Source organism: Selenomonadales bacterium 4137-cl, assembly GCA_032334055.1.
GTDB classification, from domain to species: Bacteria; Bacillota; Negativicutes; order Sporomusales; family UBA7701; genus Anaeroselena; species Anaeroselena agilis.
Window position 1 is genome coordinate 2,120,884 of sequence record JAUOZS010000001.1, and the last position, 15,865, is coordinate 2,136,748.

The 15,865-nt window shown below is 55.5% G+C and carries 24 protein-coding genes; all 24 read right to left on the reverse strand.

Annotated elements, in window-relative coordinates; translation table 11 throughout:
- Positions 1-6 precede the first annotated feature (6 nt).
- Positions 7-513, reverse strand: a complete 507-nt coding sequence (locus tag Q4T40_11190) for a YqeG family HAD IIIA-type phosphatase (protein MDT8901811.1) — start codon at positions 511-513, stop codon at positions 7-9.
- A gap of 127 nt (positions 514-640) precedes the next feature.
- On the reverse strand, positions 641-904 hold the full coding sequence (locus Q4T40_11195) for a sigma-70 family RNA polymerase sigma factor (protein MDT8901812.1): 264 nt from the start codon (positions 902-904) through the stop codon (positions 641-643).
- Positions 905-2,120: 1,216 nt separating this feature from the next.
- Entirely contained in the window at positions 2,121-2,396 is a 276-nt protein-coding gene (locus Q4T40_11200; protein ID MDT8901813.1) for a DUF3467 domain-containing protein, read from the reverse strand.
- Positions 2,397-2,688: 292 nt separating this feature from the next.
- A complete protein-coding gene (locus Q4T40_11205) occupies positions 2,689-3,276 on the reverse strand; it encodes a hypothetical protein (protein ID MDT8901814.1) in 588 nt (195 codons plus the stop codon).
- A complete protein-coding gene (locus tag Q4T40_11210) occupies positions 3,269-3,565 on the reverse strand; it encodes a DUF6527 family protein (GenBank protein MDT8901815.1) in 297 nt (98 codons plus the stop codon). The genes Q4T40_11205 and Q4T40_11210 overlap by 8 nt, the downstream gene beginning before the upstream one ends.
- A complete protein-coding gene (locus Q4T40_11215; protein ID MDT8901816.1) occupies positions 3,566-4,138 on the reverse strand; it encodes an N-acetylmuramoyl-L-alanine amidase in 573 nt (190 codons plus the stop codon). It lies immediately after the preceding gene.
- On the reverse strand, positions 4,119-4,520 hold the full coding sequence (locus tag Q4T40_11220; GenBank protein MDT8901817.1) for a hypothetical protein: 402 nt from the start codon (positions 4,518-4,520) through the stop codon (positions 4,119-4,121). The genes Q4T40_11215 and Q4T40_11220 overlap by 20 nt, the downstream gene beginning before the upstream one ends.
- 14 nt (positions 4,521-4,534) lie before the next feature.
- Positions 4,535-4,744, reverse strand: a complete 210-nt coding sequence (locus tag Q4T40_11225; protein ID MDT8901818.1) for a hypothetical protein — start codon at positions 4,742-4,744, stop codon at positions 4,535-4,537.
- An 80-nt stretch (positions 4,745-4,824) separates the two neighbouring features.
- Positions 4,825-5,406, reverse strand: coding sequence for a DUF4376 domain-containing protein (locus Q4T40_11230; protein ID MDT8901819.1), 582 nt, complete (start codon positions 5,404-5,406; stop codon positions 4,825-4,827).
- Between the two features lie 12 nt (positions 5,407-5,418).
- Complete coding sequence (locus tag Q4T40_11235; GenBank protein ID MDT8901820.1) at positions 5,419-6,663, reverse strand: hypothetical protein; 1,245 nt, start codon at positions 6,661-6,663, stop codon at positions 5,419-5,421.
- Positions 6,663-7,310: a phage tail protein I gene (locus tag Q4T40_11240; protein MDT8901821.1), complete on the reverse strand. Its 648-nt coding sequence runs from the start codon at positions 7,308-7,310 to the stop codon at positions 6,663-6,665. Before Q4T40_11240 ends, Q4T40_11235 begins: the two co-directional genes overlap by 1 nt.
- Complete coding sequence (locus Q4T40_11245; GenBank protein MDT8901822.1) at positions 7,310-8,422, reverse strand: baseplate J/gp47 family protein; 1,113 nt, start codon at positions 8,420-8,422, stop codon at positions 7,310-7,312. The genes Q4T40_11240 and Q4T40_11245 overlap by 1 nt, the downstream gene beginning before the upstream one ends.
- Positions 8,415-8,735, reverse strand: a complete 321-nt coding sequence (locus Q4T40_11250) for a hypothetical protein (GenBank protein MDT8901823.1) — start codon at positions 8,733-8,735, stop codon at positions 8,415-8,417. The genes Q4T40_11245 and Q4T40_11250 overlap by 8 nt, the downstream gene beginning before the upstream one ends.
- Before the next feature lie 3 nt (positions 8,736-8,738).
- A complete protein-coding gene (locus Q4T40_11255) occupies positions 8,739-9,194 on the reverse strand; it encodes a phage tail protein (GenBank protein ID MDT8901824.1) in 456 nt (151 codons plus the stop codon).
- A 12-nt stretch (positions 9,195-9,206) separates the two neighbouring features.
- Positions 9,207-9,698, reverse strand: a complete 492-nt coding sequence (locus tag Q4T40_11260) for a phage baseplate assembly protein V (GenBank protein MDT8901825.1) — start codon at positions 9,696-9,698, stop codon at positions 9,207-9,209.
- Positions 9,698-10,717: a contractile injection system protein, VgrG/Pvc8 family gene (locus Q4T40_11265; GenBank protein ID MDT8901826.1), complete on the reverse strand. Its 1,020-nt coding sequence runs from the start codon at positions 10,715-10,717 to the stop codon at positions 9,698-9,700. Before Q4T40_11265 ends, Q4T40_11260 begins: the two co-directional genes overlap by 1 nt.
- On the reverse strand, positions 10,714-10,926 hold the full coding sequence (locus tag Q4T40_11270; GenBank protein MDT8901827.1) for a tail protein X: 213 nt from the start codon (positions 10,924-10,926) through the stop codon (positions 10,714-10,716). The genes Q4T40_11265 and Q4T40_11270 overlap by 4 nt, the downstream gene beginning before the upstream one ends.
- Positions 10,919-13,096 (reverse strand): phage tail tape measure protein, encoded by a 2,178-nt coding sequence (locus Q4T40_11275; protein ID MDT8901828.1) that lies wholly within the window; start codon positions 13,094-13,096, stop codon positions 10,919-10,921. Before Q4T40_11275 ends, Q4T40_11270 begins: the two co-directional genes overlap by 8 nt.
- 164 nt (positions 13,097-13,260) lie before the next feature.
- Entirely contained in the window at positions 13,261-13,533 is a 273-nt protein-coding gene (locus tag Q4T40_11280) for a phage tail assembly protein (protein ID MDT8901829.1), read from the reverse strand.
- A gap of 78 nt (positions 13,534-13,611) precedes the next feature.
- Positions 13,612-13,890 (reverse strand): hypothetical protein, encoded by a 279-nt coding sequence (locus tag Q4T40_11285; GenBank protein ID MDT8901830.1) that lies wholly within the window; start codon positions 13,888-13,890, stop codon positions 13,612-13,614.
- A gap of 27 nt (positions 13,891-13,917) precedes the next feature.
- A complete protein-coding gene (locus Q4T40_11290) occupies positions 13,918-14,595 on the reverse strand; it encodes a Rha family transcriptional regulator (protein ID MDT8901831.1) in 678 nt (225 codons plus the stop codon).
- A complete protein-coding gene (locus tag Q4T40_11295; protein MDT8901832.1) occupies positions 14,579-14,707 on the reverse strand; it encodes a hypothetical protein in 129 nt (42 codons plus the stop codon). The genes Q4T40_11290 and Q4T40_11295 overlap by 17 nt, the downstream gene beginning before the upstream one ends.
- A gap of 309 nt (positions 14,708-15,016) precedes the next feature.
- A complete protein-coding gene (locus tag Q4T40_11300) occupies positions 15,017-15,184 on the reverse strand; it encodes a helix-turn-helix domain-containing protein (GenBank protein ID MDT8901833.1) in 168 nt (55 codons plus the stop codon).
- Between the two features lie 147 nt (positions 15,185-15,331).
- Positions 15,332-15,865 (reverse strand): phage major tail tube protein, encoded by a 534-nt coding sequence (locus tag Q4T40_11305; protein MDT8901834.1) that lies wholly within the window; start codon positions 15,863-15,865, stop codon positions 15,332-15,334.

Sequence of the window (15,865 nt, forward strand, 5' to 3'; positions counted from 1 at the left end):
TTTGCTTTACTTCATCAGCCCTCTCGCCCGTAGCATCCTCACCGCCAGCCTCTCGAAGCGACGGTGGATGCGGGTGCCGATAAATTCGTGGGCGGTGAGCGGTTTGACCCAGATAGTCAGCAGCCCCATACGGTTGCCGCCAAGTACGTCGGTGAACAGTTGGTCGCCGATCACCGCCGTCTCACCGGGCTCGAGCTTAAGTTCGGCCAAAGCCTTCCTGAAGCCTGTCTTGGCGGGCTTGTACGCCCGTGAAAAGAACGGCAGGCCGAAACGGGCGGCGATCTCCCGCACCCGCCCCCGCCAATTGTTGGAAACGATAGCCACCTTGAAGCCCCTGGCCAGCACGTCCTCCAGCCAGGCGACAATGGCGGCGTCCATCTCACGGCTGTCCCAGGGGATGATGGTATTGTCGAGGTCAAAGATCACCCCGCGAATTCCCTGGTCAGCCAGAGAGTCAAGGTCGATCTCGAACAGGGAGTCGACCGCCAGGTTAGGGCATAGCAGGCGATACAACCGGGCACCTCCCAGGAGTTATTACCAAAAATTATATCACGCCCGCCGGCAAAAGACAAAAAGCCCGGCAACAAGGAAAGCCTTACCTTGCGGTAAGGCTCCGGACGTTCACTCGCCGGGTCAGGCGCTAATACTGGCCGTCCTCGGCGGACAGATTCTTGCTGAGTTTGCCGATGGCCCGCTTCTCGATCCGCGAGACATATGAACGGGAGATACCGAGCATCTTGGCGATGTCGCGCTGCGTCTTCTTGCCGCCGTCCGGCATGCCGAACCGCATCTCCAGCACCCATTTCTCCCGGTTGCTCAGGCGGCTTATCTGCTTGTTGAGCCGCTCCTGCTCGCACTGGATCTCCACCGCCTCGGCCACCACGTCGGGGGCGGTGCCGAGCACGTCGATCAGGGTGATCTCATTACCACTAACACTTTACCTGTTAATATCTTATCAAGCTATGTATTTATTATATTGAAAGCTTAAAAAGCAGGTTAAAAAGCAAAGTCCCTCGGCCATAACCGGGGGCTTCGTGGTAACTCACACTACACTGTTTCCAAACTCAGAGTTGCTGCTATCCTGCACCTCTGGCAAATAGCTCTACGCTTGAAATTGGCAAGGTTATCGTCGCTGCCACAAAATATACAAGAGGCCGATGAATACTTGGACAGAACGAGCTTGCCGTCTTCCTCCCTGATTTCGAGCAGGTCATTATAGGATAAGCATAGCGTTTGCCTTACTTCTGTCGGCAGTGATATTCGGCCTTGTAGATCCAGACGCCTGACGATGCCACCTGCCAGCATGATATCACTCCCCCGGATCCCTCTTCTCTTCTTTATAATATATCGGTAACCGGCGATTGTCCAATAGGTCGTCGCCCAGCCGGCAGACGGTGGCAGTAAGGTGGTTGATCTGATGGCGGCGCTGGAGGCGAGCCTGAGGGAGATTAAGGCTAAGCAGAGTAAGCCGAAGCGGAAAAAGGTAAGCGGGCATAAAAAAGCCCCGGCCAGCGCCGGGGCTCCGTAATAAGAGTTTTTACCTAAAACTATATAGATTCTCAATATCTAACTTTACTGGAATTACCTTCTGTAATTGTTCTTTGGTTCGCTTAGAAAAATCCATTATTGTGACTCCTGAGAATCTACCATCATTAAAAGAGTTTCGAATAAGAATGCCATCCACGTCACGGGAGCAATAAGATGGCCGTGGTGTTCCTAACGAAACATACAATATATCATGTTCCGTATCATAATTAAGCGTTAGTTTTCGCTTACGTCCGTTCATAAACGACACCCCGTTGCGTAAGCATTTGAGATTTTTGACTAGGCAATATAGGATATGCGGTCACAACATCGCCTGTGCTTGCGCCAAAACTTACAATTACCTTTAGAATTGACAAACATCCTGTGCCGGGAAGATTACATAACCTATAATAATTTTCTTTGCCATTATCTCGTTCATGCTTCAAAATATATTCCGGCGATTCGATCGCACGCCGAATAAGCTGGTCCTGTTTGTTAAGTTCCGGATGACCAGGTACAATATGTATATTCCACGTTTTACTAGTCAATGCTATACTTCGGCCCAAAGGGTCACTAGTCGTAAACATATTATCCCCTTACTTGCCTTGAATATCCTGCATTTTCTTAAATTTTTCTTCGTCGGGATTAACCACAATCGTTCCAAATAAGTCTTCATATTGTTTAACATTTTTACATAACAACTCGGTAAAAATTTTTGCATGCTGTGGACTCATTAATATTGTACACAGAACTTCCTCTGTATCTTCCTTATCAGGTGAGCTGCTTGCTAGTTTTCGAGCAACAACGAGCGAAAAATCAAGATTTGAAACACCGATACCAATCCGGTTAGTATAATATACTGGCTTTTCCATATATACCTCCTTGGCCACTTAATAACTTTTTCTTCGACGAATAAGAAAAAAAACCTACTGTAAATCCCCAAAAAAGAAATATTTATATCAATAGTAGTCTTCTACGCTATTATCATATCACACTTTTTTTCTCATCAGTCCATTAAAAGTCCACTTTTCGTCCAAACGGGTACTTTTCAAAAAAAAAATTTCTGCCCCCAATCTTTATCCGTACAAACTATATCAGAAATAGATAGTACGGTGGTGCAAAAAAAATGCAAAAATCCCCCGGCTACGGCCGGGGGATTCGTCGTCAATCCAATGGTATTGTCAGCCTCGCTCCAATCCTTACCTTCTCCCCCGCACGGTCGGCGTCGTAGCTCACCACCGGGCCGAGGTAGCCGGTTCGCTTGAACACTGTCACCCGCGTCATGTAGGCCACGTCAGCAGCGTCGCGGTAAACCGTCACCTCCAGCATGCGCTTCGGATATGCCTTGACATTATACACGTTCAGGTTGACAGACTCTTCCGGCTTCGGCTTGTCAGGGGGCTTGTCCGGTTTCGCTGGGTCGGTGACGATCTGCACCTGCGCCCCGGTCTGCTGCTGAACGTTGGCCAGCGCCTGCGTCATCCCTGCGCCAGTGGTCTGGATAACCTGGTCAGGCGTCCATGGCTTCGCCTCCTGGACTGCTTGGGCGACCTCCTGGGCCTGGTCTGGGGAAACATGCACCCCGGCGTTGTTCGCGGCCGTCTGAACGCCCTGCGGTGTCTCGGCCTGCTGCTGGGGCTCGTACGTCACCGGCTGAGTCTTGGCACAGTGGTTGTAAGCCCAGACGGCGGCGGCGAGGAAAACAGCCAGCAGCAGTGCGGCGAGGATGATCTTTTTGACGCGGTCATTCACCTTCTTCCACCTCCGGAAGTTCTACCGTCTGCCCGGCCAGTTCGTGGGTGCAATCGCTGAGGAACTGGATTTTGCCTTCACGGACAAAGCTATGGCAACGCGGCACGGCCGGGTTGTGGAATTGCGCTATCCCGTTCACCAGTATCGACGGACTCAACGTCGGCCGTTCGGCGTCGCCGGCGAAGTCCCAGCCGTTCGGATTGGCTGGCTTGATCGACACCAGGTGATAACTTTTGCATCCGGGACACCAGAAGCGGACACTATGCTGCGAGATTTTGGCTTTTGCCACTTACGCCACCCCCAGGAACTGATCGACAGCCAGGGCGATGGCTTCTTGCTGCCGCTGCCGGAATGTGGCGTCGTTGGCCAGCATCTCCTCGGTCGGGTTGGTGATGAACAGCAACTCAATGAGCACAGCCGGCATGGCGGCTACCGTGATGACGGTGAAATTTTCTTCCTTGTCCGGATCTCCGTCGGACATATCCGGCCGGCCGGGAACTTCCGGAACAATTGCAGTTATGTTGTTGTAAATCAGCGTGGCTAGGTCGTCGCTGTGGGTGTGTCCGCTGGTGGTCCACACCTCGAAGCCATGAGCACCGGCGCTGACAAAGGCATTGTAGTGGACGGACAGAAGAACATCCGCGCCCCAGGCGTTCGCCTTTACGGCCCGTTTGGTCAGGCTCTCCATTTCGGCGTCTGGGCCGTATCGGGTCAGTTCTACCTCATGGCCGCGGCTGGCCAGGATGCGGGCGAGCTCCTCACAGAAGGTCATGGCCATGACAGCCTCCTGGGTGCCGCCTGCACCGATCGCTCCGGGGTCTACCGCTCCGTCGTGGCCGGGGTCAAGCATTATTCTGGCCATTTGTCTGTCCCCCTTCCTGGTGCATATCCGGTGTACCGGTTACCTGCTGTACCTTCCGAATAAACGCCACTTCGGCGTCGATGAGCCAGCCAATGATCGCGCTCGGCAGAAATACGCGCTTCCACCCGAGCACCTGTTGCAGTTGGATCATAGCCATAGACCGCTTCGTCGGGTTCTCCATGTTATCGCAGGCCCGGTCGATTTCGTAGATGATTTTATCCAGCTTGTCCTTGAACGGCCCGGGCGGCATGCCGTGCTCCCGGACGTATTTGCCAGCCAGGTGAACGGCCAGCACTAGGACGTTTATAGCCGCAAAAACAATGAGCAGCGCCCACGCCAGGTGCTGCTCAAGCCAAGTAATAGCAATAGTAATCAGTTCCATGATATCCTCTCCTCTCAGTGGCCACGGGAGAACCAGATAGAAACCCCTATCCCGGCAAGCGATACGATGCCGGAAACAACGAAGGCCACTCCCGCAATAAATCCGGAGGAGTGGGCCTTCTGGTTTCTCAGTCCCTCAATGGCGGCAAGCACCTTGGGTATCTCCTTGGTGTGCTCCTCAACCCGCCCCAGCCGCTCAGAAACCTTTCCGATGTCTTTGTTCATTGTTGATAGTTCCCTGTCCATCTGACCGTGCAGGACGCAAACCTCGTGTTCTCCGCCCACCTCTCCCACCCTCTTTCCTTTTACTCCGTCCAGGTCGGCAGTGCTTCGATCTCCGCCGCTGTCTTGCCGGCATCCAGGGCAGCGTCAACGGCCGCCTTCAGCGTCCGGGCCGTCTGGTGTAGGCCGTCGGAGTGCGCCGCCAGAGCCGCCGCAAGAGCGAGGAGATGCTGCGCATCGAGGTCGATGGTCGTGTTGTCCGCGCATGTCCAGGTGACAGTGAACGAACCCTCGGACAAGATGGCAGCGACGGCCGTGTTGACCGCGGCGTTGATGCGGATAACGCTGGTCTGGTCGCTGTCGAAGGTTTTGTCGAGATAGGTGAAGCCAAGCTGTTCCCGCCGGTTGCGCTCGGCGTTGATGGCGGCACGCTTGATGATGGCGGCTTCAGCCGGCGTCGGCTCATGGTCGGGACCGGGCTGCTGCACGTTCTTGGCCACCCACGCGCCGTTTTCAAACGCCGCATACTGATTCTCACCGGCGGCCGGCGGCGCTTCGGACGTTGCAAAAGCCGGGATAAGATTAACGCCGGACACCGGGCATTTGTCGGCCTCGCCCTCGCCCAGGTAAATGCCGGTGTCCGGGTGGTAATGGTAAATCTTCATCGCGCGCCCCTCCTAATATTTGATGCAGTACAGGTAGGCTATATTGCGTGCACGGGTTTCTGCTCCGACTCGCGGCGTTCCGTTGGTTCCGTCAGCAATGATAGTGGTAGTGACACCGATTGCTTCATTAGCAATGCCACTTGATGTGTCATAAGATGCCGCAGCGGTCATTTGTGCGGCGGGTAGTGCGCCGCTTCCAGTAGAGCGGGAAACAAGGTGCAAGTGTCCCTGAATTTGGTCAGCCTGCGCCGCGCCCATAACGCGGTCAGCGTCCACTCCGCGCCCATCGTCAAGGCCGCGTAGAAACTCGCCGCGTAGATCAGGCAATCGGAAGGTGGTAGCGCCGTCGCCAACCGAAAAACGCCCAGTCTGCCCGCCGCTCCAAGCTGCCTCAGTTGCGACAAGGCCGGTCGCGTTTGCCCATGCCCACAGTCGCGGATAGGACGCCCGCGAAACCAGTGCGCCGTTTGCCTTGAGATAGCCGGCCCGCGCGGCCGTCAGTATTTCAGGCACCGCCCGCCCGACCGGCGTGCCGTCGCGCACGTCGTCCACTATCCATGTGACGGTGCCGTCTGTGACCAGCGAACCAACACCCGTCCAAGAAGGCTCTACGGCCCCCGACGTGCCTGCTACGACGCATTCGAGGCGCATGTACCCAGTCGGATTGGTGAAAGGATAGCGGATGTCGCCAACGGAATAAGTGGTTGTTCCATTCCAAGTATTGGATGACAATCCCAGCTGTTCAGCCTTCACTTCATGCGGATTGTCCTTGTTGTTGCTATGCTCGTTAAACAATTCCAACGAGACCAGCACCGCTCCCTCGTTGATCGTCGCCGTCACCGTCGCCGAGCTGCTAATCGCCACGACAATATCGACGACCTGCTCCACCACCACGGCCCCGCCGCCGGCCGGCAGATAATCGCACTCGCTGCCGGCATTGGCCACCGAGTACAGGATTTCGCCCTCATCCGGGTCGGTAGCGAAAAGGCCGACCTCGCGCACGAAAAAACCGGTCGCAAGGCCAGTGTTTGTGAGCGTTCCACGTACCCGCCAGGTGCCGTCGCCTAGCGAGGTGACTGATTCGATGTTGACGATCAGCTTCGGGCTCACCAGGTCAGTCAATGCCTCCAGAGTCCCCCCCACGGGCAGCGTGCCGTCGCCGAGCTTGATCTTGGTGAACGCCGCCGTGGTGCCGGCCTGGATCTTGGTCTGCAGATCGACGCCGAGGGTTGTCAGCGTCATGCCGTTAAATGCCATCACGATACCTCCAAACTCAGTAATTTGCCGCTATGCATTGCGCAGCCGAAATACGCGGGCCCGGTGACCGTTTCCATGGTGAATGCGACCGGGTAGAGGGTGAGCGTTTTGCCGAATACCTGCGCAGCGCCGAAGTATGTGGTGCCCGACCAGGTCCGTCTCACGATGACGCTTTCGAGCCACGACCGCTTATTTTTCGCGGCCTCTATTACCTTCACCAACCGGTCATAGGCTGCGGCCTCAGAAATTATTTCGTCTGTTTCCACCCGGAAGTAATACGGCTCGCCGCCGTATTCAAACCATTCGGTGACAATCCCATTCGAAAACACAGTCGACACCATGGCCTGAACCGCCGCCTTGGTGCCCTTTTTGCGGTGCCACTTGATAGCCGTCCGCACGAGGTTCCTTTTCTTGGCCAGCGTAAGGCTCAGGTCGTAGAAATCCACATGCCATTGCCAGGCAAGAAGATCGAGGACCTGCTCGTCCAACTCGTCAATCCGGGCCAACAGAACGCACTCGGCGATCGCGGCGCTGACCTCCTGCAATTGCGGGCTGACGGCGGCCGATATGGCCTTCACGTTGGCGTCGCCACTGATCGAAGCCGGAATCAGGTCGATCCAGTTGACATCGAAGATCGTTTTGCCCATCACTCGATGCCTCCGTAGTTGATGGTGACGGTGTCTTCCTTCGCGACCTGGCTCTTGGTAAGAGCGGCATAAGCAGGAGCCACTACTACCACCCGGCTGGCGCCGGCCTTCTTCATCCGGTGGCTCAATTCCGAAGGGTCAATCCCGCGGCCGAGCTTTGTCCGCTGCCAAACTTGGTATGCCGCAACGGCCGCGTTCACGGCTTCCTGAATGCTCGCCGCTGTCGATTCATTGGCCTTATCGATGTAATAGGTGACGTCGATATTGTAAGTGACTCGCGTCGGCGCGTCCGCCGATACGTTGTCAGTCAGCGGCCGAACATCGTCCGCGCTGCAGATCGCCAGGACGCTGGCCAGCAATTCCGCACCGGGGAGTTCACCGTCGTTCAACAGCGGGTAGATGGTGATACAACCCGGGCTAAGAGAATCGACCGCCACGTCAATGATCGAACTCGACGCCGTTTTGGCCCAGAATATATAAGCCCCTTCCGGGCCGGCCACCGAGAAGGATTCCGGTGCCTCATGAATACGCTCCCGGTAGGGATCATCTTCTTCCCTGTCGGTGCCTCCTTCGCTCTTCGTTAGGTTAGCCACCGAGGCGATATATGGTATCGGGTCGGCCAGGGTAGTGAGCGTATCCGCGGCGTAGTCGTTTCCCGCTGTCCCGGCCGTGGTGCATTGTACCTTCACGTCGACATAGAGGCTACCGGCCGGAATTATCCCTTCCGCCATGGTGGCGAAAAACACGCCGTCGCCGGCAGCCACCCGTTTGCCTTTGGCGATGGTGACGGACGACGGCCGCGCTGCCGACAGGCTGAAGCGCTCCGTTGTCGTCGCCGCTGTCGCCTGCGTGCGCGGACAATCGACCAGAGCGCCCAGGTGGTCCAGGAAGTCGCCTTCAGCGTAAGCAAGAAGGTTCATTTTTGCGGAGCGGTCGATATAGGCCCGCTGGCCGACGATGATCGGCACCTCGGCCTGCAGCATCTTTTTCCGCGGATCGCCGTCGGCCAGCGACTCGTTGGTTTCCGCCGTAAACTCAACGATGATTTCCGCCTCGATTGTCGCCGAATCTTTCGCCGCGAACTCGATATCAGGCAGGTTGAGTTTAGCCATTTTCTTTGATCCTCACTTTCACCATGGGCTTCAGCGTCCCGTTCAGCGAGCCGTCGTAGCTGACGCTGAGCACCTCCACCCTTGGCTCGTAGGTGGTAATGGCTGTTATCAGCCTGGCGGCCAGCAGCGACTTGACGACATTGATTGGCCGGTCCAGGAGCCCGCCGTCCCAGGCGAACGCGCGCGCCATCGGGCAGGAATACATCGTCGACGCCAAGATCATGGCCACGTTTTGCAGGATTTCGGCCGTGCCGGTGGCGCCGAAGTCAACCTTCAGTTCGCTGTCGAAGCTCACCTCGTAAGTTTCAGCCATCGCTTAAGCCTCCTTTGGTAGCTTTACGTACTCGGTCAGGCTGATATAGACCCTCGCCGCCAGAAGCGCCCCTTTATTTGTATACGATGCGTGCGATTCGCTGACTTTCGTAACCACCCATTGGTTGGTGGTCACCAAGTTGCCCCCCAGGGTGAAAGTGCAGACAACGCCGTTATCCCGAAGCTGCCGCAGTTTTTTCAGTTCGTCGATCGGCTCGACGCCGAGCGTCTTGCTGAGTAGTATGGAAAAGGAAATCGTCTCGAGGTCGGGCCCGATAAACTCCAACACCGGTTTCCTGTCCTGGCCGATAATCTCGTGGGTGGCCCAACGGCCGGCGCCGTCACGCTGGAAATCGTGAAAAGTCAGTATCTTGAGTTTGGCGGTCGTGGACGCGGACGCTTCGAATACGACTTCGATCGTCTGTCTTTCATGTTTGCCGCTTAATACGCCAATCGACATTTAACCACCCCTTTACACCGGAGTCCCGGTCGTGCTGCCACCGGGCGCGACACCTCCGTGAACGTGGTTAACCAGCGAGATCCCATTCACGACCACGTCTCCGGCGGCGCCTGATATATTAACCGTGCCGGCCGTGACATTGACGACACCGGCGGTCGTAATCGTCATGGTGCTCGACGCCCGGTCATGCTCCACCACCGCGCCGTCGGCAAAACGTATGTACCGCCGCCCCTGTGCTCCCGCCTTCGGAGCGTTGACGGCGCCGCGCACCGAAAACAGGACGTATCCCTCGCTGCGGCCGGTCGGCATGAACATACACATGACCTGTTCGTCCGGATCGGGCAACCAGAAGTTATCGTCGATATAGGCCCCCCAGGCGGCCACCTGGAGCCAGGCCGACACGGTATCGTCCAGGTCGTCGAAGGCAACCCGCACCAGCTGGTTTACCTCGTCGATCGCCGATACCGTGCCGACGCGAAACAGATTCTTTACCTCGCTATCCATCAATACCCCTCCAGGCACCGGCGCATCTGCAGGCTGACATCATAGCCGCTGCCGCTCTGTGCGTGCGTGACCTGGGTGATTAGCCAGCGGCCGTCGAATTTGCCGAAATTTTTCAAGATGACAACCATGCTGGCCATCAACCGGAGATCCGCCGATATGGTCATGCTGAACTGCCAGGCGCGGCTATTCTTTTCCCGCAGGGCTTTCTTGGCCTTGCGTTCAGCCTCGGCCAGGCTGTCGAAGCGCTCGCGCAAAACTAAAACCCGCTGCGTGTTCGGCGGGTTTGGCGGCGCGTATTCGTAATCGTATTTTTTCCGACCCTTAGGGCTTCGGTAGTTGATGCAGCAGGACTTATAGGTATCGTGCAAGGTTGCCCGGCCGCGGTACTGTTTGATGGGGAAAACCTTCTTGTCGATGGTGAGCACCGGGTCTGCCTGCTCAAACTTGGCTTCGTCAAATATCACCAGCTGCTTGTCCGAGACCTTGAACGCTAGGCCGGCTTCCCGGCACAGCCGCATGATAAAGTGCAGGTCCGTCTCTTCGGTCTGCTCCACCCGGTCATACTCGGGATCGTCCGCCACGTCGTAATAAAGCGAAACGCCGGCGCCGGCGGAGATATCGCCGGCCACCGCCGACAGCTTCGTCTTTTCCCAGGCGCGGTTTTTGTTCTCTCCCTTGAGTGCGGACGACTGCGGCACCGATAATGCCTTGATCGTGACTTCCGACGGCGGGTAGCCGCCGTCGATCTCGTCGATCTCCATCTCTCCCAGGGGGAGCTCGTCCTCGGCGTCGTCGTCCTTCCAGTTCCTCCGCCGGATGGTGGCGGATATCTTCGCTCCCTCATCAGGGAACCAATCTCCCTGCCAGAGCTGGTCTTTGTCCATGAGGGTGATCTGCAGCTCGTCGGATTGGCCGCTCAGGTTGTCGGTGAAGGTCCAGCCCTTCAGATACGGCCGCAGATCCTCGGTGATGTTCGTCCCCTCGTATTTTACGTCGAGCCACGCCTGCCGCGCCGTCATGTGCTCGCCTTCTTCCAGGGCGGCAGGTTGGTGGCAGTTGTGGCCGTCTTATCCGGTATGGTGAGCACCACGCCGGCGGGGAATATCACAGTGGCGGCGTGCTGGGGATTGGCGGCGATGAGATCCTGCATTTTGTACTCGGAACCGTATTGGTTATATGCGATCGTATCCCACATGTCGCCCTGCTTGGTCGTGTACGAGCTACTCAAGAGCCACCCTCCCCTGCTGCCAGAATGCTTCCTTCATTTGGGCGATGAAGTTGTCCTGAGCCCGCTGGAGCTCATCCATGGCCTGCGGACCGCCGCCGTTGATGACCGGCGCAAACGTGGCATTGATGACCAGGCCTCCGCCTCCGACGCCGAGCATCTGACCGGCTTTCTCCCAGAGCGACACTGATCTGGCCGAGCCGTCGAGCGGTATGGCAGCCTCTGGGACTCCGGCCTCCGCGATCAGGCCGACGTGCGGCCGGTTGAAGATGCCGCCGAGGGCGTGTGGGACGACGGCTTCCGCTGCTCTCAACCCGCCCATCCCGGCGGATTCTCTTTGCACGCCTATCAGGTTTTTAAACTTATCAGCCAACCAGGCGACCTTGTCTCCGATCGACTGCAGGAAGGCCGCGGCATTCGGGAAGGTCTCCTTAAACTTCTGCCAGGCTCCGTCGATTGCGTTTCGTACGCTTTCGAAGTTTTGATATAAGGCGTACAATGCAACACCCACACCGACAATCGCTAATACAAACCATCCCAGCGGATTAGTGAGCAACACGGTGAAAAATCTCATTGCCAGGCCTGACAGCCCTGACAACAAAGAGCCCAGCCCAGACCATACACCTTTCAACAAACTTGCTACCTTGGCGTATTTACTTACGCCATCAGCTCCGATAACCATCCACTTATGAAATCTAATAAAGGGACCTACCGCGGAGCTTACTACCCAGGTAACGCTTGATGCCGCCAGTGCAAACACAGTCAGCCCGGCAGCTCCGGTCATTACAGCGCTCGTCAGTTGCGGATGCGCACGGGCGAATTTCCCGACTGACTCGGCGAAGGCAGCTAGCCCCTGTGCTTTCTCGTTGATGTCAGGGAGTAGACCCTCTCCGAAGGCTCCCATCGTTCGAGCCAATGCAGCCTGTGTACCTTCCAGTTGAGCTTTCGCGGTCTGGGATAATATGGCGAACTCTTTCCTTACTGAGCCTTTGGCAGCTTCGGAATTCGCCTTTTTAACGGCGTCTAGGAATTTGTCGTAGTTCCCCGTTAAAAGTGATATGGTATCGATGTGGTTCTGACCTATCAATTCAGCCATGACGTTGTTTTTCGCGGCCTGGTCGAGTTGGTTGATACGGTTAAACAGGTCGAGAATAGCGCCGTCAGCGTTCTTTATCATGCTTCCCTGCAGCTCTTCCGCAGTCAACCCGATCTGCGCAAGCGCTTCCTGAAAACCTTTCGCCTGCGTCGGCGCGGCGGCGAACCTTGTAAGCATCGCGTTTACGGCCGTCCCGGCTACCTCCGCCCGCTCGCCTGCGGCCAGCATGCCCGCCCCCAGGCCAACGGTCATGCCCTCGCTCATCGTAGGCGCAAGCCCCTTAACGAGTTTCCCTGTTCTCGTCATGAAATCTATCAGATCGGGACCGGCCGCCAGCGTCTGATCATCGACGTAGTTGATTTTGTCGGCCAAGGCTTCTAGCTTGGCGATGCCCTCGGCCGTCTCCAGGTCATAGCCGAGGGCGTTGCCAATCTTCGCCATATCGGTGGACACCTGGTCAGCCGGCATCTCAAAGGCCTTACCCATCATCACGCCCATTTCCGTCATTTTGCGCAGGTTCTCGGCCCCCTTAACGCCGGACCTCGCCGAAAGAGCATAAGCCTTTGCAATCTCATCGGGTAAGGTTTTTAAGTCTCGCGATATCGCCAGGATATCTTCCTTCGCCTTTAAGCCGATTTCCGTCAGCTTACCGGTGTCATCCCTGGCGTTGTCGACCTGTTTGGCAACGTAGGCCATCTCCGTGTCAAAAGAAATGGCCGCAGCGGCAGGAACCGCGAGGGCGGCACCGGCTGCGGCCGATTTCATCATGCCGGACCTGGCCCGATCAGCCACAGCTCCTGCCGTGTTCTGCATTTTGGTTAGGCGGTTCACTTTGCCTTGCAGCTGTTCGACCTTGTGGAGTTGGACAGTAAGTTTTTCATAGCTGGCTGCGTACTCCAGAACGGAGATTTTACCCTTTCGCTGCGCGGCGTCCAGCTCGCGCAGCGATACCTTTAGAGCCCTGGAGCGCATCTGAAGGTCCGCAAGTTTTTGGGACGCGGAGGAAAACGTCCCGCTGAACGATCCGCTGAGTTTCCCCGCCATGGCGAATACTATTTCATGAACTTTGCTGGCCAACAAACATCACCTCTTTGGCCGTTTTTCGATGATTTTCGTAATATCCTCCACCCATCCGTTCAATTCTGTCAACGGCATTTCAAACCACGACATTACCGACGAGTGGGTTTCCAGCGATATCCGAAGGCAGATTTCCCTAAGCTGTTGCGGATCTGGCCTTCCGATTAGAGTAAAAAATCCTGCACCAGCGACTTCACAGCCGTGAAGTCCTTCGCGGGCAGGCTCAGGATGACATCCACGTTGACGCTGGCGGCTTTTGCGGCTACGACGGCCAGGTAGGTATGGGAGGTTTCCGGCACCTGGCTGGCGTCGCCCAGCAGTCGCGCCTCACGGGCAGCATTTACGAGATCGCGGCCGCTCAATTTTTCGAGATCGAGGTTTAGTTCGGTGTACTCCTTGCCTTCCGCCGTATGCGGCTTTTGCAGTTTGTAAATCACGATTTACCACTCCTTTTGTTAATTTGATAGTGTATTTTTTAAAAGAAAAGAGCCTTTCGGCTCTAGGAGGGAGCGACGTTATTTGTTTTTAAAGTTAACTGTTATCAAATTACTTTCTACAGCCCTGTCCACTAATAACGCCAATTCCTTAAACGAGCGCGGGTTGGCTTCATCGTAAAAATGGAGCGTTCCCTGCCCACTAAACAAAATGCTCACCAGCCGGCCCTGATTGTCTGTGCAATCAACGATAATATCATCGTCTTTCGTATTATATACCTTATCAATGGTGCACCCGACCAACCGCTGGATATCATCTGCATCAAACAACTCAAAACCATAGGCGCGCTTACCGCCCATCCAAACACCTCCGTATATCTTATTTGGTCAAGCTGTTAATTTTGGTACAACATGCAGCTTTTCGCAATATGCCCGTAGCACCTTCTTCCGCTCTTGAAATTCCGGTATCGTCGCCACCAGTCCAATATCGAAGTTTTGCAGTTTCTGAATCAGTTCAGCTTGGCGGGGCGACATGTAATCACGAATCGATGCATCTTTAGGGATATCATTGGCTTCCCGGAACTCCTTTGAACTCATACCGAGTACAATCCGGTTAATCATGTCGGCCTCGTTGCTGTAATAATGCCATTCCGGGTTATCGAAAACAATCTTGATCATATTGGTTAGTTCGGGATATTCCAGCCTTGCGATATAGCGTGAGCGGATAAACTGCTCCATTTCGTTGAAGCGATTGATGTAGGCCACCTTAAAACGCATTGCCTTTGCGCCCGTGAAACCCATAGCGAGGAGCGTAAAACCGTCGCGCGTAAGGAGATATTCGGGTTGTTTTTTGTTCTGTTCGTTCTTATAGAACGATTCTTTAAAGTTTAAACGCCCAAGGTCGGACTCCTCAATTTTGAGGAGTCCTAACAATATTCCCTGTATGTCTCTTAGTACGTTGTCATGCCGTTTTTCAAATATGTCGGCCACATCCCGGCTGCTAACAACAGGAACTCCATCCACAGCAATTACTCCGAGCGCCTTTTCGCTAATTGGCAGCTTCAAGTTCTCCCATCCTTCCGATAGCGGCATAATCCGGGTCGATGAAAACCATATCTCCGACCCGCAGCCATAGATAGTTTTTCAGCTTCATGGGCACGACCGTCAGTTCGGACATCCGCCGCCGCCCCCTTTTCCCTCGGCGATAATTTCCTCAAGCATCAGGAATATGGCGAGCTTCATCTCTTGATCATTAGTCATGAGCAGTCGCCTCCGTTTCCATCTCAGCGGCAATGTCTGCCAGTACCGCCCTCATCAATTGCCGAAATACGTTTTCCTCACTTTTAGGCATAAAAAATCCTCCTCTTTCTCAGCCCTTGCCGATTGAGGAGGCCCGTGCTATACTTGTAGCAAGGCAAACCCTTCTTCGGAGGGCTTTGTTGGGGGAAGAAGTCGCTCAACTCTTGGTCGGGAGGGCGGCTTCTTCTTACTTTTGGTTGCGAGACATTATCCACGATTCGACCTTAGACCACTCAAAACGAACCAATCGACCGACCTTGATATAAGGCAACCCATCTTTTCGCCATCTGTCAATTGTTTTTCGGGTTACTTTTAATCGTTCGGCCAGTTCGTCGGAGGTCAGATAACCATCCACGCTTACCCCCCTTTCATGCCCTTATGGGTATATAATAGGACATTGCAGGACATTAGTCAAGGGGTTGTCCCAAAAATTAGAAGAAGCCAAGCACGGAATGACAGGCCGTACCTTATTGAGGCGGCCTGTTTTTGCATCCTACCCTCCCTAAACGATCCCCAACGCCGTTTTGACGTCGGCCAGAATATCGGTGCCGTTGACCGAGAAAACGTAGTTGAGCTTGTCGATCTCCAGCACCGTGGTATCGTTGATGACGACCTTGAAGTATACGCACTCCAGCTCTATGGAATTGGAGTTAGCTCCGCCCTGCTCCAGCTTGCCGAAGTCGCCTTCGGTCGGGAAGCCCCGAATGACGTACCGGGCCGAATCTATACCGCGCGCGCCGCTGCTGTTGTCGTACTTCTGGACGGCAGAGCGGAACTCCATGTCGTGGCCGACACAGTCCATCAAACTGAACTGGCCGGCAGTGATCGTCCTGAAGTTGATCTTGGTCCTAAGGCTTTTCGTCTGACCGATCGTCGGCGTCTCGATCTCACCCAGGATGCCGGCTCCTTTGAGGGCTTCAGTTATATACTGCACCTTCGGCAGCTCCACGTCGGCGGTCCCAATGAGGTCGGTGCCGGCTTTGTACACCCGGTAATCGACAATCCGTTCCGGGATCATATTAACGGTTTTGGCCAT